The following is a 17,734-nucleotide window of genomic DNA, read 5'->3' as shown; positions in this document are numbered from 1 at the left end:
TCTGAAAATATGGCTCTCACCTCGACCGTCACTTCTGAATCACGAGGAACGACAGCATACACTCCTGCGGGAGCAATCCACCGTGGTAGTAGCGATCGCCGCTATAGCCCTGCTTGCTGAAGTGTTGGCGCGGATCAACGAGGAGCTGGAGATCCGCTTTGAGATAGTCGTTGAGCCCAGGCGTGCTTCCAGAGACTGACACACCGTTGGTCAGTCCACTCAGGTCATCCCCTGCGACTCGGCGATACTTCACTTCGCTATCTGGGGCGCTTGAGGGAACGGCTTCCGTGGTCGTCCCCTCGGGTAGGAGCACGAACCCGTGGTCAGTAACGACGTAGATTCGGTCCCAGTTCTTGTTGTCGAGCTTATCGCGAATCATCGCCGCAAGCTCGGTGACGTAGTTGTCGAAGTGATGGACCATCTCGCCAATTTCGCCTTCCCCGACCTCGTCGATTTCCTTATCGTAGTAGGTGATTCGATGCTCTCCCCAGCCGTCCACCCGGTCATCGGGAACGCTCCAGCCTTCATCACTAAGGAAATCTTTCCGGCGCTGCTTGTTCGAGAGTGAGCGGTCGCCCTGGAAGGGAGTGAGCGTCCCATTGTACATTTCGAGCGAGAACCGGAACGAGCGGCCGGGTGTGAGTGCGGCCATCCCGAATTTGGTCTCAGAGGGAAGCGTTGAGAGCCTGGTCTCACGGGAGACGTCAAAGGCGTCATTGAGTTCCGCTGCAAGCCGCTGTGTGAGGTCATAGCGAAGCGCGTCGATGAGGAGGACGGCGACGGTTCCAGCTTTCTTGAACTCGTTTTCGTGGTCGCTCCACCACTCATAGGCTGGATCCTTGTTGAGCAATGGTTGGCCAACCTGCATTGCCGCCTCGACCTCCTCGGCGAGTGTTTCGAGGTACTCACGGTAGCGACTCGTGAGCAGTTCGTCTCGAAGGTCGGGGAGCGTTCCTGTCGCTGGGTGATCGACCGGAACGTCACTCTCGGGGGTGCCAGTCAGTTGGACTTGGAGGACTTGGTCGTCGATCTGCCAGCTGCCCTCATCGACGTCGGCATAGGCCGAGAAGGGATCGGCCTGTCCGTCTCGGTCCTCCCAGGCACTGAACTGCTGTTGGAGCCGGGCAAGGTGCTCACACTGGGCCCAGAGATCGCGCCAGCCCGTGTAGTCTGGATAGACCTCCAGCGCCTCCTGTCTGATCTGTGCCTGCTCGATACAGGTGGTAAGGTCTCCTGCGTCGAAGGAGTCGTACCAGGACTCCCAGAGGGCGTCATCGAGGGCGCGATCGACCGGACAAGAAGCATACGTCCAGACATCATCGAGGCTCCGAACCACGTCCGTCCAGAACTCTTCGCCCAGGTACTCTTCGGCGCTGGCTCTGCTCCCACCCATGTTGAGCAGCTGGGTCAGCGGGCTGTGGTTGGATTCGCCGTACCCCGCGGGGAAGTGCGAGGCGTCGACGCCATTGACGTGCAGCGCTTGGGCGACGGCCCAGCGACGGACGGTGCTGGTGATCTCCTCGGGGCTGGCACCATCTTGAATGGGGATATCGTCGTCGAGTTTCTCCCGGATTTCGGCAACAGTCTGGGGATCTCTGCTGATCTCGGGCCAGCCCTCACGGAGGAGGTGATCGATGATTCGGCCATCGCCGCGGGTGTAGATTTCTTCTCTGAGGCTCTCGTATGTGGGGATCCCGGGTGTCTGGAACTCTGCTTTGATGATGCCGGCGATCTGTGTTCTGGTGGCGGCGTCGTTCATTTCGACGTCGAAAATGTCCCACGGATTCACCCCATAGAGGTCGGCGGTGAGCTCTTCGATGCTCTTGGTGACCTCTCCGCCGGTCTCACGGATATCGCGGAACCAATCCCGACCCTGTTTGCCCTCGCCGACGTACCACACAATGGGCCGGTCGGCTTCCCGTTCCTCTGTGAGTGCGTCTGTTCTGAGAGCGAGCGGGAAGCCCTCTGCGGCGCGGAACTCGACGCCCAGCTGTTGAGCTGCGGCGTTGACGATCTCTTTGAGGAACCCGCCGTCGTCCCACCAGACCACTCGCACCTCCGTCGTGTGACTGTCCGGGAAGGCCTGCTGCAGGTGCTGTTCTGCTTCGTCGGTCAGATCGTGTTGGGGCTGGTTCATTTGGTGTCCTCCGCGTCGATGACGACGATGGTCCCATCATCGTAGTTCGAGAGCCGTTGCCAGAGACCGTTCGTATCTGGGTCTCCAATGTCCTCCTTTCCACCCTCCATGATGGATCGGCCTTGGGTGAGCAGTTGCTCGGCCCGATCAGGATCAGGAATCGTTTTTCCACTCACTGCATTCCGGATTTGGGTTGGGATGAATCCCATATTGTCGTCCGATAGCTGTTCGGCGACGTCCTGGAGCTGTGCGTGCAGAGACTTGCCGTCTGTTTTCGTTTCGAGCAAGGCGCGTCCGTTCGAGAGCGTCTCGGCATCGGTTCGGAGCGCCTTTTCGCCGAAGGCCTCCTCAGTGAGGGCTCCGTCGGCGTCGTTCGCGTCGTCGATCGTCTGTTGGAGTGTCTCGAGATCGACGGTCGGGTAGGCTTCGGTGACGGCTTCGATATCCTCCGTGAGGTATGTGCTCTGTAGGGTTTCTGTGAGTGATTCTCTGAGGGCGTCGACGTCTTCGGCGGTCGTGGGTGTACCAGCGAGGTCTGTGGACAACTCTTGGAGAGTCTCGACTCTGAACGTCGCGGCGTCGTCTAAGAGTGTCTCCACCCTCTCGGCGCTGGGGATCTGTGACCCACTCGTGGCAGTGCTGACCGACCCAGTGACTGAGGCGGTTGGGTAGTGCTCGGTGAGCCATGTACTGACCGTGCTGAGTCGGTCCCACAGGGGCTCCTCATCATCGTCGGCGATGAACAGCGGGGCGGCCGAAGCGTAGCGTTCGGCTTGCTCGACCACATCATCGTTGGTCAGGAGGTTCGGGTCCAGCTCGTCGTCACCGAAGGCCGGTTTGAGTGCCTGGCTCAGTGTTGCCAGTGTAAGGTGGCTGTTGAACTCCAAGTCCGTCCGTGAGACGACGGTGTTGAACTCTTCTGCGTGATTGGTGGCCCAGGTCTCGATTCCCGTAAGCAAGTCCTGTGTGTCATCTGAGTCGGGTTCCTCGCCGACGAGGGCTGCATAGACATCACTCAGGTCTTCCGGCGGAGGCGACGGGTCAAAGACGATGATTGCGTCCTCAAAGCGGGTCGTGCTGGTGATGGTGCGGGCGACTTCTCGGGTATCGGTGACTCGCTCGCCATCGGCTCGAATCGCGATTTTGTCTTTGGCATAGAGGACAAAGAGGAGCGTCTGCAGGGCTTCGACGGGAGTTCCGAGGAACTCCCCACTCCGGCCATTGATGGTCTCAAGCACCCGATCGCCGCTGACGCGTTCATCGGTGTCGAAGCGATCCAGTTCGAGGAACTCCGTTGCCCACCCATCGCTTATTTCCCGGGGGACGGGGTTGACGCCGAGCTCCTCAGCGTCATCATCGCTCAGCGGCCATGGCCCACCGTTCGTGAAGAAGTCGATGAACGCCTCCAGGTCTTCCATCTGGAGGGTGTGATCGATGTGCTTTCGCTTCGGGAATTTATCCGTAACAGCGGCTTCAACGGCGTCATCGAGATCCTCTAGGTATGTCCCATAGGATGCTTCTCGCTGTGGTCGATAGACTGCGGCGTCGTTGAGCCGATCGCGGAGGTCGTCTTCGACCTCTTCTTGCATCGACTGTTGGTCGAGCCGGTGGTCCGGGCTCGGGTCGGCCATCCCACGCAGGACTTGCTTCATTCCGATCAGCTCCCGCACTTGCCGGCGGGTTGTATCGGTGATGGTGGCCGTGATCAGGATGTCTTCACGACCGGTGGGTCCACTATGGGCTTCTTGCCACTGTGTCCGTTCCTCGGCAATGGTGTCTGCATCATGGACAAGCACCCGAAAGACGAGTTTGTCGTACTCTTCGGTGACTGAGTCAGGAACCGACCGGTCGATCGCATACCTGACGGTGTAGGTGATTCCTTCGAGATCGCCGAAGGACCCAGTTTGTGACCCTTCGTGAGCTGGGAGGTGTGTTGGGTCAGCCTCTTGGATGAACTGCCGAATGTTGTTCTGGACTTGGTGTTCAGGGAGGTCGGTTGCTTCCTGCTGGACTTCTTGCCAGAACTGGATCTCCTCTTCTGACAGGATGGTGTAGGTCGAAGGTTCCGTCTCCGTGCTTTCTCGGATCAGGTTCTTTCTGACCAAGTCCTCGAGATGGCCCTCGACGGTCTCTGTGAGTGCGTCGACGTCGGTTTCGACGTCGTCAATCAAGAGTCGGGTGAGGTTGTCGGCGGTGCGGGGGACGGTGTCGACCTGACTCAACAGGAACAGCGCCTTGGCGGTTTCTGCGGTCTCTGCATCCAGGGTGCTCTCGACGCGACTGATGAGGTCGGTGGCCCAGGCAGAGATGAGCTCGGTGTCGTCGTCGATGATGTCGAAGAGCTCGTTCCAGGGGACGATGACGCCCGGCGGGTCGCTTGCCCAGCCATGATTAACGAACAGCGATCGAACGCGGGCAAGGAGAGCTCGCCCCTGGATGTATTCTCGGTCAGTATCCCGATCGCCTTCGATAAGCCCCTGCATGGCGTCTCTAAGGAGCCAGAGGTCCAGATCGCGAAACGGATAGGCTTCGACTGGGTCGTTATGGGAGGGCGGGTCGGCGTCGTCGGTGAGTGTCGGGTCGAGCTCGGGCGCCTCTGCAAGCAGCGTTGTGTCGATGTGGTCGGCGCCCGCCGCGGATTTTTGCAGCCAGCGTTTCCGGACGATGGTTTCGGTGTCGGCGCCTTCGAGTTTCACTTCCTGGGCGAACCACGCATTGTCGTCGACGTCGCCGAGGAAGTTCTGTTGCATGTCCCGCATTGGCCATTGGCCGGTGCCCAGAATCGGGGGATTGAGCCCATCGATGAGGGCGGTGACGGTGTCGACGACTTCCTCATACCGACGCTGCTGATCGCCGACGTAGATCGCGATTTCGTCCAGCCCGATCAGATATTCATACGTGTCGCCGTCTCGTTCCAGATGGCGCTTCGTGCGATGGAGCCGTTCGACGAGATCGTCAGGGCCGAATGCGTCCGGATCGATCGCCTCGGCTGCGGCCTCGATTCGGTCGTCGACAGCTGCAGGGGAGTCAAGCCCGGCGTCAGCGGCGCCCTCCAGCTTGGGAATTGCCTGTTGGAGCCACGGGCGGAGGGAAGCCGGGCGATCGACGACGTCTGCAAGGCTGAGTGATTCGTGTTCGAACGTCTGGAGTTGCTCCCAGAGGCCGTGTTCGATATCGAGTTGCCAGCAGAACTCCAGTAGCCATGGGAGGTCAGTGTGATAGCCACGGCGGCGCCCCAGCTCTTCATACAGGATGAGTGGGAGTTTCGTATCGTCTCGATCGCGGTCCAGCAGATTGAGGAACAGGGGCTGGAGGTGATCGATATGGGAGTCCGCGATCGCTTCGCGGAACTCTTTGAATCCCGATGTAGTGTTTGCGAGTTCGTGAGCGTAGGACTCTAAGCCCGCTAATTCGCCGGTGGCGACGCCGATGAGTTTCAGCAGGTGGGACTTCCCTGAGCCGAAGGTCGCATGGACATACCGGAAGCGGTGCTCAACGTCGTCGTTTGCGATGATCGCGGCGGTCTCTTTGAGAACGCGCTTTGCGCTGTCGGTCTCGTAGAACTCGTCGATGTCCGTCTCGATCTGGTCGGTTTTGTCGACCTTTTGAATCGGTTCGAGTTCGCGGGTTGGCTGGCGGTCCGGCGGAAACAGGTCAGCGAGCGTGTCGAATTCAGACATCGGTCAGGTACCCCGCATTCACTTTGTTGCCGATTCGGTGGGCCGGGTAGTAGTGGCGTGCTTGTTCATTGAAGAAGCTGAGTCGCCCGCCGACGACTGAGCCCGGGAAGGGAATGCCGACGGTTGTGTTGATGTTTTTCCGATCGAGTTCATCCAGCAGTTCCGACGCCCGGGTGAAGGGGTAGAGACTCCCCAGGTTCAGCAGGACCAACACTGACGAGCGCTCATTCTCGACGGCGCCGGTCTGGATGTATTCTGCGATGAGGCCATCGACCAGTTCAGCGGCGAGGTTCCGTTCGAGGGTATCCTCGACGGCGGCCGTCTCGACGCGATCGAGCGGGCCGAGGTCGATGCTGGTTTCGAAGGCGTCCGTCTCAGGCATGAGTCCGTCGAGCCGGATGGTTGTGACCGTTACATCGGTGCCCGCAGTGTCGGTGACGTCCTCCCACTCTTCGAGATCTCCGTCCGGGTTGGTTGCCCATGTTTCGAGGCGCTTGGTAAGACGGTGTTCGACGGGCGGATCGACAGGCACCATGACGAACGGATTCCGAATCCCGCGGCGCTCCCCACGAGCGAAGTCGACGAGCTCTCTGGTGAATGCCTTCAGTGGGTTCTTCTTTTTCTCCTGGCTCATCGGACGATCACCCCGCCATCGACATCGATCAGCTCCAACTCCTCAGTGTCGAAGGACTCAATGTGGGCTCTGAGTGCGTCATCATCAGCATGGAGGAGCCCAACGCCGGTCAGTTCCTTCGGTGCCTTGCCGTCGACGACGCGATCGAGCGTGGTGAGGGTCTCTCGGCGCTCTTCGACGGTTGCTGTGGTCAGGCTGTCCCACTGCAGAGAGCCATCAAGTCGGCCTAGGATGCTCGTTAGTGTACTCGTGTCTCGGGTGCCTGGCTCCGGATCAGTGAGGCCCTCCATGGTGGTCGTGATTCGCTCGACAGTTCTCCTGAAGGTTCGAAGTGGGTCCACGTATGTGACTCTGAAACCGTCTCTGACCGTCGGTGGAAGGTCCATTGGCTCTATCAGCCAGGCATAGTCCTCCAGATCCGTCTGGAGTGACGCAATGCCGGTTTGTGTCTGCTGGTCAGCCCAAGCGTCGGTGAGGTTGTTGATTGCGTCAGTGCGTGCATCGAGGTCGCTGACGAAGGAACTCCAGCCATCGTCGGTCCACCAGTCCGTGTCGGTTGTAGCGCCGACCTGGTCGGTGAGTGACTGGAGGTCAGCATGGACGTCCTCGCCAAGCCACTCCACGCCCCGGAGTTCCGGTCGGGTGAGGGCTTCGAGCTGGAGCAGGAACGGGAGGCGTTCTTCCCAGTGGGTTTCGGCCATGGTCAGGGTCTCCCGGTCTGTCTCCATTTCCTCGACCAAGTCTCTGAGGTCGCCCGTGTCGACGGACGTGGCTTCGTCCTGCCGTTCAGCGGCGGCGGCTTCGATGTCTCGGGCGGTTGAGGCAAGCCGATGGATCAGCGTGTTCACTGCTGCCGTTTCGAAGGTAGTCTCTGCTTTGACGCTGGCGTCGCTTTTGAGGCCGTTGGCCCGGGTTTCGATGCTTTCCAGCTGCTCGACGAAGTTGATGTAGCCCTGATTCTCGCTTTCAGTGGGCTCGATGATGTCATGGTCGACGAAGACGTCCTTCGCTCGCTCTCCCACCGGAACCGTCGATAGCGTCAGATTCGTGTGTTGACGCGGGCTGAGGAGCGCGTCGAGTTCGACTGGTTCGCCTTCGACGGTCGTGAGTCTGAACACGCCCGCTCGACACAGCCCCCACAGCACGGCCAAGAGGGCTGGCGATGGATCTTCGCCGGTGGGCGTCTCCACGCTGAAGAGTGGTTCGTCGGCGATTGCCCGATCCAGAATCGTGGCGACGTCGACGCCGTCCTCGCTGTCTTGGATTTGGGTTCCGATGAGCTTTCGCACCTCGAAGGCGATATCGCCGAAGGTTGCGATGTCGCCGGTCGACTGTTCCGGAACGCCGATGGTGTTGGCCCATCCCGGGAGCGGATCTTCATCATCGATCTGGCTGAGTTCGTTCAGGTGCGATTCGGTAATCCGAGCGAGTTCTGGGTGGAAGTAATCCGGATATGTCTCGGAGACGTACTCCGATAGCGCATTGTCGATGGTTGTGAACTCGTCAGCTTGGACGGTGAAGTCGCCCTTTGAGAGGGCTGCCTGGAGTTTCTCCCTGACGCGATTTGCTGCGTCACTTCGATCTCGAACGACCGATTCCGGTGGGTTCGTTTTGCTCGTTGCTTTTTCGAGTGCCCACCACTCCGTGAGTTGCGAGCGGAGCTCGTCGATTCCTTCCGCTTCGAGTTCCCAGTAGAGTTTGTCTTTGGCGACGCTGTCGTCCTCAGCGTCCGGTCGCAGTCCTCGAATAATGACGTCGACGTCAAAGACGGTGGACTCACTATCACTGTAGGCAGTGTCGAGAGCCGTCCCGTCGATATCGAATGCATAGCCGACCGGATAGGTGGTGTCGTCCTCATCGGCTTCCCAGTCATACCCTGTCGGGAGGCCCAGGTCAGCGACGATCTCTCCCCAGAGGTGATTGTCGAGCGACGAGATGATCTCGTCCCACTCCGGCTCGGTTTCGTACTCCCGTGCATCGGAGATGAGGCGCTGCTCTTCACGATCGGTGAGTCGGAGGTCGGCGCCGTCCGTGCTGGTGTCCGGGCGGATGTACTTCTCGAGGCTTCCCTCCAATGAGGTTCGGACTCTCTGCTGGACGTTCGAGCGGATCTCCCCTTCCAGGTCGTCCATGATCGCCGTCGCGATGTTGGAGTCTGTTTGGGGAATCATCTCGGGGACGTACGACAGCAAGAGGACTGCCTTGGCGACTTGCAGGTCGAATTCGTCGGTCTCCGGGTCGTTTCCGATATCCTCGATGACCTCGGTCTTTTCCTGAATGATGTCTTTCAGCTCGTACTGGACGAGGTTGTAGAAATCCACCAGGCTGATGACCGGCATGTCGCCGTCTTTCTTTGCCCATTCGGCCCGTAGCCCAGCGACCAAAGCGAGGACCGCGCGGGCGGTTCCTGAGAAGATCGATTTTGTGGCGTCGGGGAGCAGCTCTCGCAGGTTCGAGAGGATTTCCATGAACAGCGCCGGCTGGTAGGGAAGCAGCGGGTAGTACTGGCTGAACTGCTCGTCGTCGATGTCGTCCAACCCGGGGGTCGTGTTCTGGGTGACCTCCCGATAGGTCAGCATGATTTTCGGATCAACTGTCGCCGTCAGGGCGTTGTTCTGGATCCATTGGGCGCCCTCCTCGGATTTGGCGAGAAGGCGCTGTTGGACGATCTCTCCGGCATGGCGGCTTGGGAGTTCGTACTGCTGGGGGAACCGGTCTTTGAGAATCCCGAAGTTGAGCTGTTTGACGGCGAGCCCAGGTTGGACGTCCTCGATTTCCGATTGGGCTGTTACGACTGAGATGATGTTGCCATTGCCGACGTCCTTGATTCCCTCCGCAAGCGCGTTGAGTTCGGAGAGGCGCTGGTAGTTCCCACCGATGAACAGGGTGACCTCGTCCATCAGGAGGGCGATTTTCACCGGGCGGTCGTACTGGGCTTCGAGCTCTTGGCGGTAGTCTTCGATCTTTTTGACAGCGAGCTCTTGCCCGATCTTCTTGTTCTGGATGTCGGCAAGGTTGTCGACCATCCCGGTGGCTCGTTCTGTGAGGTCCGGGAGGACGATGTCTGAGAGGATCTGGTACTGCCGAACAGCGTCCCAGTCATAGTCGGGATTGTTCACCCCTTCTCCAGCGAGGATATCGTTCAGCAGTTGTTCGCGCTGGTCCCAGACATCACGGGTATCAAACAGCCCGCCCGTGCGCTGGAACTCCTCTTCGAAGAAGGCGACATCGAGGCGTTCGCCGAGCTCGCGTTGTTTGTATACCTCCTGTAGGACGATTTCGCTGAAGCTCTGTTCGCGAACACCCTGGTACTGGAGTAGGTTGATCGACAGGGGGACGATGACTGTGTCGTCATGGAGGCCGCGCCATTGCTCGCCGAGCTCGGGCTCGGCGTGCTTGTCGTCGAAGCGCTCCCAGGCAGATTGACCGTCGTGGGCTTCGACCTGTGGCGTATCAAGCAGGAGGTCCAGGGCAGTAAGCAGGTGGCTCTTCCCGCTGCCGTAGTAGCCATATAGCCAGTGGTTTCGCTCGTCGGCGTCGGGGGTGTCCTCCCTGAAGTGGGTGAACAGGTCCTCAAGGAAGTCAACGGTTGCGTCCGTGAGGTGATAGTCGTCGAGGTAGCGTTGGTAGAGGAGTTCCCGCTCCTCGGCGTCGTCCTCGACTTCCAGGTCCCGGTCGATTCGGATCGATTCCTCGAACTGCGGGTCAGGGTCGTCAAACAGGTGTTCGTCGTCGATCATGCTGTTGTCCCGAATTTCGCGTAGAAGTCCTCGACCGGCTCGTACCAGAGACGCCCATGGGACTCATGGGTGCTCCACCGAGTTGATTTGGTGAGCCGGTCGCTTTGGGGGCTCCAGAACGGTTGTGGTTGGAAGAGATACCGCCATCCCAGCGGGTTCTGTAACCACTCATCGTCCAACTGTTGCCACGACCAGTAAGCCGCTGTCTCAAGGGGGACGTCGCCGATGTTGGGGACGTCGCCGTCGGTTCCCTGTTTGGATTGGATCACACCGATTGAACGCAGGGCGCTCCGGAAGTTCGTCCCCCACCGGTCTTTCGTCGAGTCGGAGAAATCCAGCGGCGAGCCGTCTGTATGGCGGAACTGGTCCAGAAACGCGATAATCTGCTCGTTGGAGAAATCAAGGCTGCTAACGCTCTTTCGCTGGAGTTGCTGGATGTACTCATGCAGGACATAGCGGACCACGGCGTCCTCGGCGACGAGGTAACAGAACAAGACTTGGTGTTGGTCCCGTTCTTTCCGGCATGCATCCAGCACCGCCGGGAGCTGACTGAGCGGTGGGAGTCCCCCGCCGGCTTCCTGCAGTCGTGGTTTGATCGCGTTGTAGGCGCGTCGGGAGCCTTCGACGGTCAGCCGGCCCGCCTTTCGTTGTTCGAGCCACTCGTCGTTGGTCGTCTCCCAATCTCCACATTCGTTATACAGTTCGACGATGGCCCGTGTCTGTTCCAAATCCAGGCTCGCTGCGACGAGCCCGATATGTGTCTCGTCCGGACTGAAATGGCCGTTCAGGGAGCCGAACTCGAAATTCCCCGATGGCCGGCCGTCTGGCATACGCTGTAAGGGGAGAGGTGTTCACTTAGATGTTCTTGTCCTGAATCACTTTGACAATGGACAATCGGCTGCCGTCTTGCCATGCGAAGGTTCATGTAGGCTCGGGGGGAGTTTGCATACAATTGTGTCTGGGTCCGATTCATCTTCCCGGAAAGCTCAACTCGACAAGGCAGAACGTGAACATCTCGAGGACGTTGTCGAGGAATTACGCGCGTTGGTCGAGCGTGAGGTAGAATACGAACTCGAACAGCAGTACGATCTGTCTGAGCGAGAGGGTGGTGAGGGGCTTTCCGATGAGGAGCAAGCAGTGCGTGAGGATTTGGTTGATGCTGTGGAGCAGGAGAATCCCGGCGACAAATCCTGGGAGTGGGCCTACGAGCAGTATCTAAGTGGCGTTGGCTATACGTTCGTCAATCGGCTCGCGGCGCTACGCTGTCTGGAGGTTCGTGGCTTCATCGACCAGCCTGTGACCCAGATCGGGGAGTCAGGAATGACGCCCGCGGCCGAGCAGGTGGTTGCCAATCGATTTGATTTGGGACCCGATGAGGCGGTTATTACGGCGTATGAGCAAGCATGTGAGCGGTTTGATGACGAGATCGAGATTCTCTTCGATACGAACTCACCCTATTCGGTGTTGGATGTCGACGCCGGGTTGTTCGAGGATGCAGTCGAGCAGTTAGACGAGATTCCCGCGGAAGTGTGGCGCGCTGATGACGTGCTGGGCTGGGTGTATGAATACTACAACCGCCCGGTTGTCGAATCGCTCGACGCCAAGAACTCGCTTGATCCAGAGGACGTCGGGCCGGCGAACCAGTTCTACACGCCCCACTGGGTCGTTCGGATGCTGACCGACAATTCGCTGGGCAAGCTCTATCTCGAATCGACTGGGCAAGAGGACGCGATTCCCGAGCCGGAATCGTTGTCGCCCGAGCAGCGCAAAGAGCGGTTAGTGACCCCTGAGGACTCTCCGAGCGTTCCGGAGCTCTGTACGTACCTCATTCCCGATGAGGAGGCCGGAGAGGCTCCGGAGTTTGATCACCCACGGGAACTGCGTGTCATCGACCCTGCCTGTGGCAGCGGGCATTTCCTCCTCTATGCCTTCGACATTCTCGAGCGGATTTGGTGGGAAGAGACGGATCTGGATCGTGCGGAGATTCCGGCGAAGGTGCTAGAGCATAATCTGTATGGCGTGGACATCGATCTACGGTCCTGCCAGCTCTCAGCGTTCAACCTTTATCTAAAGGCCCGAACGCGAGCTGAGGAAGAGGACGGCAACTTCGAAATGCCTAACGTCGGGATTGTCTGTGCTGATGCTCGGGTTGCAGAGATCGACGAGGGGGCAGCGGTGCTCGACAAGATAACCGGCGAGGGAAGTGAGCTGCGTGAGGCACTGAACAACATTATCGCGACGTTCCGCCAAACGGAAGCACTGGGTAGTCTGCTCGACGTGAGTGGGACGCTTGAGGAAGTGTTCGATTCGACGAAGACGCAGAGTGAGCTGGGCGACTTCCAGCAGGGCGATCACCAGTCACTCAATTCGTTCCTCAAAGCGCTTCGACGGGCCGTAGAGGAGCGGACCAGTGATTCCTTCGGCGAGCAGAACCTACGGAGTTTCTTGAATCTGCTTGTTGTGTTGACCCAGGAGTACGATACGGCATTGATGAACCCGCCGTATGGGTCGGGAGGGCGTATGCCCGACGCCGTTCAGGAGTATGTTGAGGAGAACTACGAGTATACGACGGAATACTACATAAACTTCTTCGAGGTCTGCGATAGGCTTGCAAAAGCGGACGGCCGAACCGGGATGCTGGTCCCCTGGTCGTTCATGTTCAATAAGTCCTTCCAAGACTTCCGAGAGGATTTCGTTGGTGAGCGGGGAGCCTTCGACTTCTTTTCCGAATTCGGTTACGATATCCTGGATAATGCAACAGTCGGAACGGTCGGGACTGTAGTTCGGTCTGAAGCAGAAAGTGGTCAGTCTGGAACATTCATTCGTCTTCCGGACGTGGAAAAGGCTGAGAAAGAGGGGAAGTTCCTCACCACCTCTTTCAACACTCTGGCAAGTGATGTCCAGAGGCTGTATAACCGATCCCTGTCCGAGTTCGACAAGGTACCAGGTACTCCACTCTCTTACTGGGTTCCAAAAGACCTGAGAGAACTATATCAATCAGAGACTGTCTTGGATGCGGATAATGCTGGTATCGATGGACGCGAAACGCTTGGCGATATTAAGCAGGGAATTGCAACCGCAGATGACTCCCGTTTCGTGCACCAATTCTGGGAAGACAATTCATCTGACTGGGTCCCCTTTGCGAAAGGTGGTGCAGACGCGTGGCTTCTGCCTCGGACGAAGAATACCCTTCTCTGGGGAGAAGACGGAACTGAAGTCTCTAGATATCCCAAATCCTACCCACGTAACACACAGTATTACTTTAACGAATCTCTCACATACACGGTTGCTAAGCGTAGTGGTCGTCGTTTTGGCTATCTACCAGACTCCTCTGTATTTGGTCACAAGGGTTCAGTATTAGTCCCCGACCGAGCAATCTGGAACGCGCTCTCATATACGAATAGCCACCTCTTCACCTACCTCATGCTCACACAGACCTCCGAACGAATGTGGGAGGTAGGGTTCGTCTCAAAGGTCCCTTGGCGCGAGGAACTGGAAGAACTCGACGAACTCAGTACTCTTTCTCGCGAGGCAGTAGGTCATCTGATTTCCAAACGGCAGTACGACTTCGTCTCACCGCACTACAACGGCCCCCTCTTACTAGACGCACTCGGCGTTGACGATCCACTGGGGAGCTACGATCACCCGCACCGTGAACTACGTGAGGACCTTGAGCTGGATGAACCGGCTGAGAAAGCTTCTCCGTCTGAGTCACTTCGTCAAACCGGAACTGCTGCTGCAAAGCACCTCGAACGGGTCGAAAAGAACCTCCAGATCTGTGCAAACAGCATAGATGAGGCAGTCTTCGACTGCTTCGGCATTACTGACGAACAGCGTGAAACGGTTCTTCAGGAGATTGCCTTACGAACCATTGAGAATCCACGTACGCAGGAGGAGTACGACCCTGACTCGATCACCGAACCCTCTGATGACTTCCCTGAACAAGTCAAGGATCTGCTGCTGCACTTCACTCTTCGCGCAGTCCAGGAATCCGACGATGGCATAATTCCCACCTCCTCGATCGAAGGAAAAGAAGACCTTCTTGCCCACATTGAGGCAGAGTTTGCGCGAGTTTGGGGCGAACATGCTGAGGACCGACTTGCCGAAGTAGACGATATCCTCGGAAGTCAGAGCGCCGCTGAAGAAGCCTACCCCAATCTTCGGACGTGGCTCGAAGAGGATCTCTTCGACTATCATGTCAAGAAGTTCGATAGAACTCCGATCCTGTGGCGCTTCACCACCGAGCGGCTCGTCTCTGACGTCGAGAGTCAAGGGTTCGGCTGCCTGATTGACTATCACCAGCTGGATGCAGGAGTATTCGACCGGTTGCAGAACAACTACCTCGATCCACGGAAAGATACGCTCCGTGATCGCCGCCGGGCCGCAAACCGCCGGCGGAATAATGACTCGCTCTCCACCACAGAACAGTCGGAAGCAGCACAAGAGTACGCTCGCTACGACAACGAGCTCACCCAAATCCAGGAGTTCGAGGACGCCATGGCTGACCTCGCACAGCCTTCGCCCCGTGAGTTCTCTGAGGACAACCAGGAGACGGCCGCCGAGGCCGCCGAGCGTGTCACCGAGTTCCGAGAGCGAACCGAACAGCGGCTCGACGTCGTCGATGAGCTCGCGGAAATGGAGGATGTCGACTTAGGCGAGTTATTCACGGGGAACTTCTACGAGAAGGTCAACGAGCAACGCGAGGAGTGGATCGACGCGCTCGTGGACCTCGAAACGGCGTTCGAGGCCTACGCAGCGGACACAAGCGAGCCTGTCGAGGCTCATTTGTACGACCTGTTCAACTACTTCGCTGACGATCTGCTCGGCAGCTCGCACTTCGCGAGCAACGGGATCCTCTACATGACGTACTACTTCGACAAGCTCGAGAATGCCGACCAGACCAGCCTCGACGGTGCGGGCGTCTCCGAAAGAGAGCGGCTCATCTCCCAGCTGGCGAGCGATGTCGACGAATACATTGGTCTCGGGGAGAACATCGCTCACTCCTGTGGCGCAATCTCCAGCGAGATCTCCGATGAGTGGGCCGACCGTGCTCTCTCAGAGATCACGACCGCTGGCTACCGACCGAACCACAAACATGGCGTCGCGATCAACATCACGCCGCTTGCCGACCAGAATATCGTCCCGCGTACCGTCGAGGACGACGTCCTCTAACAGATGTACGAGCCAGGAGACCGCGTTCGGATCAACGACCAACCGGCCGAAGTAATCCGCACCGACAGCGTCGGCGATATCGAATATCTCCGGGCCTACATCGAGGGTGTCGGCGCCAAGACGGTCTCCGTCGCCGACGTCGAGATCACGCCGATCGGGAGCCAACTGGACGACCTCACAGAAAACTTTGAGCAGTTCCACCCAGCTCATGAAGCCGTCGACGCCGAGCGCTTCGACCTCCGGATGGAAGCACTCAATCTAACAATCGCCCACGAACAAGGCCAACTGCTCTCGATTTCGAACTCGCTGGTCCGACTGGAGCCGTACCAACTTGCCTGTGTCAACGAAGTCATGGAGTCGCTTCGACAGCGGGCGCTCATCGCTGATGACGTCGGGCTGGGCAAGACCATTGAGGCAGGACTCATCCTGAAAGAGCTCCATGCACGGAATCGTGCCGACAGCGTGCTGTTCGTCGTTCCGGCCCATCTCCAGAAGAAGTGGGTCCGGGACATGGACCGGTTTTTCGACATCGACCTGACCGTCGCCGACCGAGCGTGGGTCGAGGGCGAACGCCGACAGTTGGGCGACGCGGCCAACATCTGGGACCAGGACGACGTCCAGCTGATCACGAGCATGGCGTTCCTCCGGCAGGAGGAGTTTCAACCCCCCTTAGAGGAGGCCTTCTGGGACGTCGTCGTCATCGACGAGGCCCACAAGGCCGCCCAGCGTGGGGACAGTCCCTCCGTCACCTCACAGATGGCCGAACGCGTGGCACATAATTCCGAATCACTGTTGCTGCTAAGTGCGACGCCCCATGACGGGAAAGGGCAGGGGTTCCGGTCGCTGATTAGCTATCTCGACCCACTCCTCGTCGCCGAGGACCAGGAGTTGAGTCGGGAGACCGTCGAGCAGATGATGATTCGTCGAGGTAAGCAGACCATCTACGACGACAACGGCGAGCGGATCTTCCCCAACCGAGACGTCCGGACGATGACGGTGTCGATGACGCCCGCTGAGGAGCAACTGTACGAGGGCGTGACGACGTATGTTCAAGAGGTGTACAACCGCTCGGAGCAACTCAACGAGCCCGCTGTGGGCTTTGCGATGGCACTGATGCAGAAGCGCCTCGTCTCCAGCGTGGGTGCGATTCGGGAAACGCTGCGTCGACGCCTGCAGGGGTTGTTGGATGAAGGCGGCGCCAATCAGGAGCTATCCGAGGATGCAGAAGCGTATCTCGACGGCGAGGACTTAGAGGAGAACGATCGGGAGGCCGCCGAGCAGGAACTGGAGACCCTGACAGTGGTGAAGGGCGATGACGCCCTGCAGACAGAAATCAAGATGCTCCAGGACCTGGTGAGTCAGGCTGAATCGATTCCGGTCGACACGAAAGCTCAGCAGGTCAAGCGCTACATCCAGCAATTGCTGGAAGAAAACCCTAACGAGAAGCTGTTACTGTTTACAGAATACCGAGATACCCTCGATTACCTGTTGGAGGAGGTATCAGACCAGCCCTGGGCGGAGGAGATTCTGGTGATCCACGGCGACGTCGATAAGGACGACCGACAGCAGATCGAGGATCAGTTCAACCACGGCGAGCCTCGGCTTTTGTTTGCGACTGATGCAGCCAGCGAGGGGATCGACCTCCAGCACAGCTGCCATATCATGGTGAATTACGAGCTCCCCTGGAACCCCAACCGCCTGGAACAGCGGATCGGCCGAATCCACCGCTATGGACAGGAGAAGGAGGTCAAGGTCTGGAACTTCCAGTTCGAGGGGACACGAGAGGGTGAGATTTTCGAGTTGTTGCAGGACAAGGTCGAGAATATTCGCTCCCAGGTTGGGTCGACCGCAGACGTGCTGGGGATGCTTGACGACATCAACATCGACGACCTGATCATGCGGTCGCTCCAGAACGAGGAGCCCCCCGAAGCGACCGCGGCGGAGTTAGAGGAGCTCATGGAAGAGCGTGAGCAGACTCTGCTTGAGTGGTACGACCGTAGCCTGATCGATCCAAGCACGTTCGACGCTGAGAGTCGCGAGCGGATTCAGGATATAATGGATGAATCGGCCGACGTGTTTGGGACGGAAGCCGATATCCGGGCCTTTGTCGAGCGGGGGTTGGAAGCTTTCGGTGGGCGCCTTGAGAAGCGTGGTAACCAGCTGTATGATGTCTTCCTGCCAGCGTCGCTCTCAGAGACTGGTGCCGAAACCCAGCGTGGACCCGTAACCTTCTCCCGGGAATTCGCGATGGATCATCAGGGAATCGAGTATCTCTCCCCCGACGATTCGGTCGTGTTGGGACTGCGCGAACGATTGTCGGCCGGTGAGGACGGAGTTGTCGGGTTGAAGCTCTTGCCATTCATTGAGAACC

General features: G+C 58.6%; 7 protein-coding genes. 2 read left to right on the top strand and 5 right to left on the bottom strand.

Annotated elements, in window-relative coordinates:
• Positions 1-28: 28 nt before the first annotated feature.
• Genes pglZ through BMW35_RS14740 form a run of 5 tightly spaced genes read right to left on the bottom strand, consistent with a single transcriptional unit; the run spans position 29 to position 11,021 of the window.
• Positions 29-2,137: a BREX-5 system phosphatase PglZ gene (pglZ, locus tag BMW35_RS14760; protein ID WP_089670453.1), complete on the bottom strand. Its 2,109-nt coding sequence runs from the start codon at positions 2,135-2,137 to the stop codon at positions 29-31.
• On the bottom strand, positions 2,134-5,817 hold the full coding sequence (locus BMW35_RS14755) for a hypothetical protein (protein ID WP_089670452.1): 3,684 nt from the start codon (positions 5,815-5,817) through the stop codon (positions 2,134-2,136). The genes pglZ and BMW35_RS14755 overlap by 4 nt, the downstream gene beginning before the upstream one ends.
• The gene (locus tag BMW35_RS14750; protein ID WP_089670451.1) at positions 5,810-6,451 is read right to left on the bottom strand and encodes a BREX protein BrxB domain-containing protein; all 642 of its coding nucleotides are present in this window, start codon (positions 6,449-6,451) and stop codon (positions 5,810-5,812) included. The genes BMW35_RS14755 and BMW35_RS14750 overlap by 8 nt, the downstream gene beginning before the upstream one ends.
• Positions 6,448-10,191 carry a hypothetical protein gene (locus tag BMW35_RS14745; RefSeq protein ID WP_089670450.1) on the bottom strand — a complete coding sequence of 1,248 codons (3,744 nt, stop codon included), beginning with the start codon at positions 10,189-10,191 and terminating at the stop codon, positions 6,448-6,450. Before BMW35_RS14745 ends, BMW35_RS14750 begins: the two co-directional genes overlap by 4 nt.
• Positions 10,188-11,021 (bottom strand): BrxA family protein, encoded by an 834-nt coding sequence (locus BMW35_RS14740; protein ID WP_089670449.1) that lies wholly within the window; start codon positions 11,019-11,021, stop codon positions 10,188-10,190. The genes BMW35_RS14745 and BMW35_RS14740 overlap by 4 nt, the downstream gene beginning before the upstream one ends.
• A gap of 124 nt (positions 11,022-11,145) precedes the next feature.
• On the opposite strand from BMW35_RS14740, the gene pglX reads away from it, so the two are divergent.
• Together pglX and BMW35_RS14730 are read left to right on the top strand one after the other, a co-directional pair.
• A complete protein-coding gene (gene pglX / locus BMW35_RS14735) occupies positions 11,146-15,363 on the top strand; it encodes a BREX-5 system adenine-specific DNA-methyltransferase PglX (protein WP_089670448.1) in 4,218 nt (1,405 codons plus the stop codon).
• Between the two features lie 3 nt (positions 15,364-15,366).
• A partial coding sequence (locus BMW35_RS14730) for a helicase-related protein (RefSeq protein ID WP_143052215.1) occupies positions 15,367-17,734 on the top strand: 2,368 nt, incomplete at its 3' end.

The sequence above is a fragment of the Halobacterium jilantaiense genome, from assembly GCF_900110535.1.
Classification (GTDB): domain Archaea; phylum Halobacteriota; class Halobacteria; order Halobacteriales; family Halobacteriaceae; genus Halobacterium; species Halobacterium jilantaiense.
This window is presented reverse-complemented; position numbering and strand designations above follow the sequence as displayed.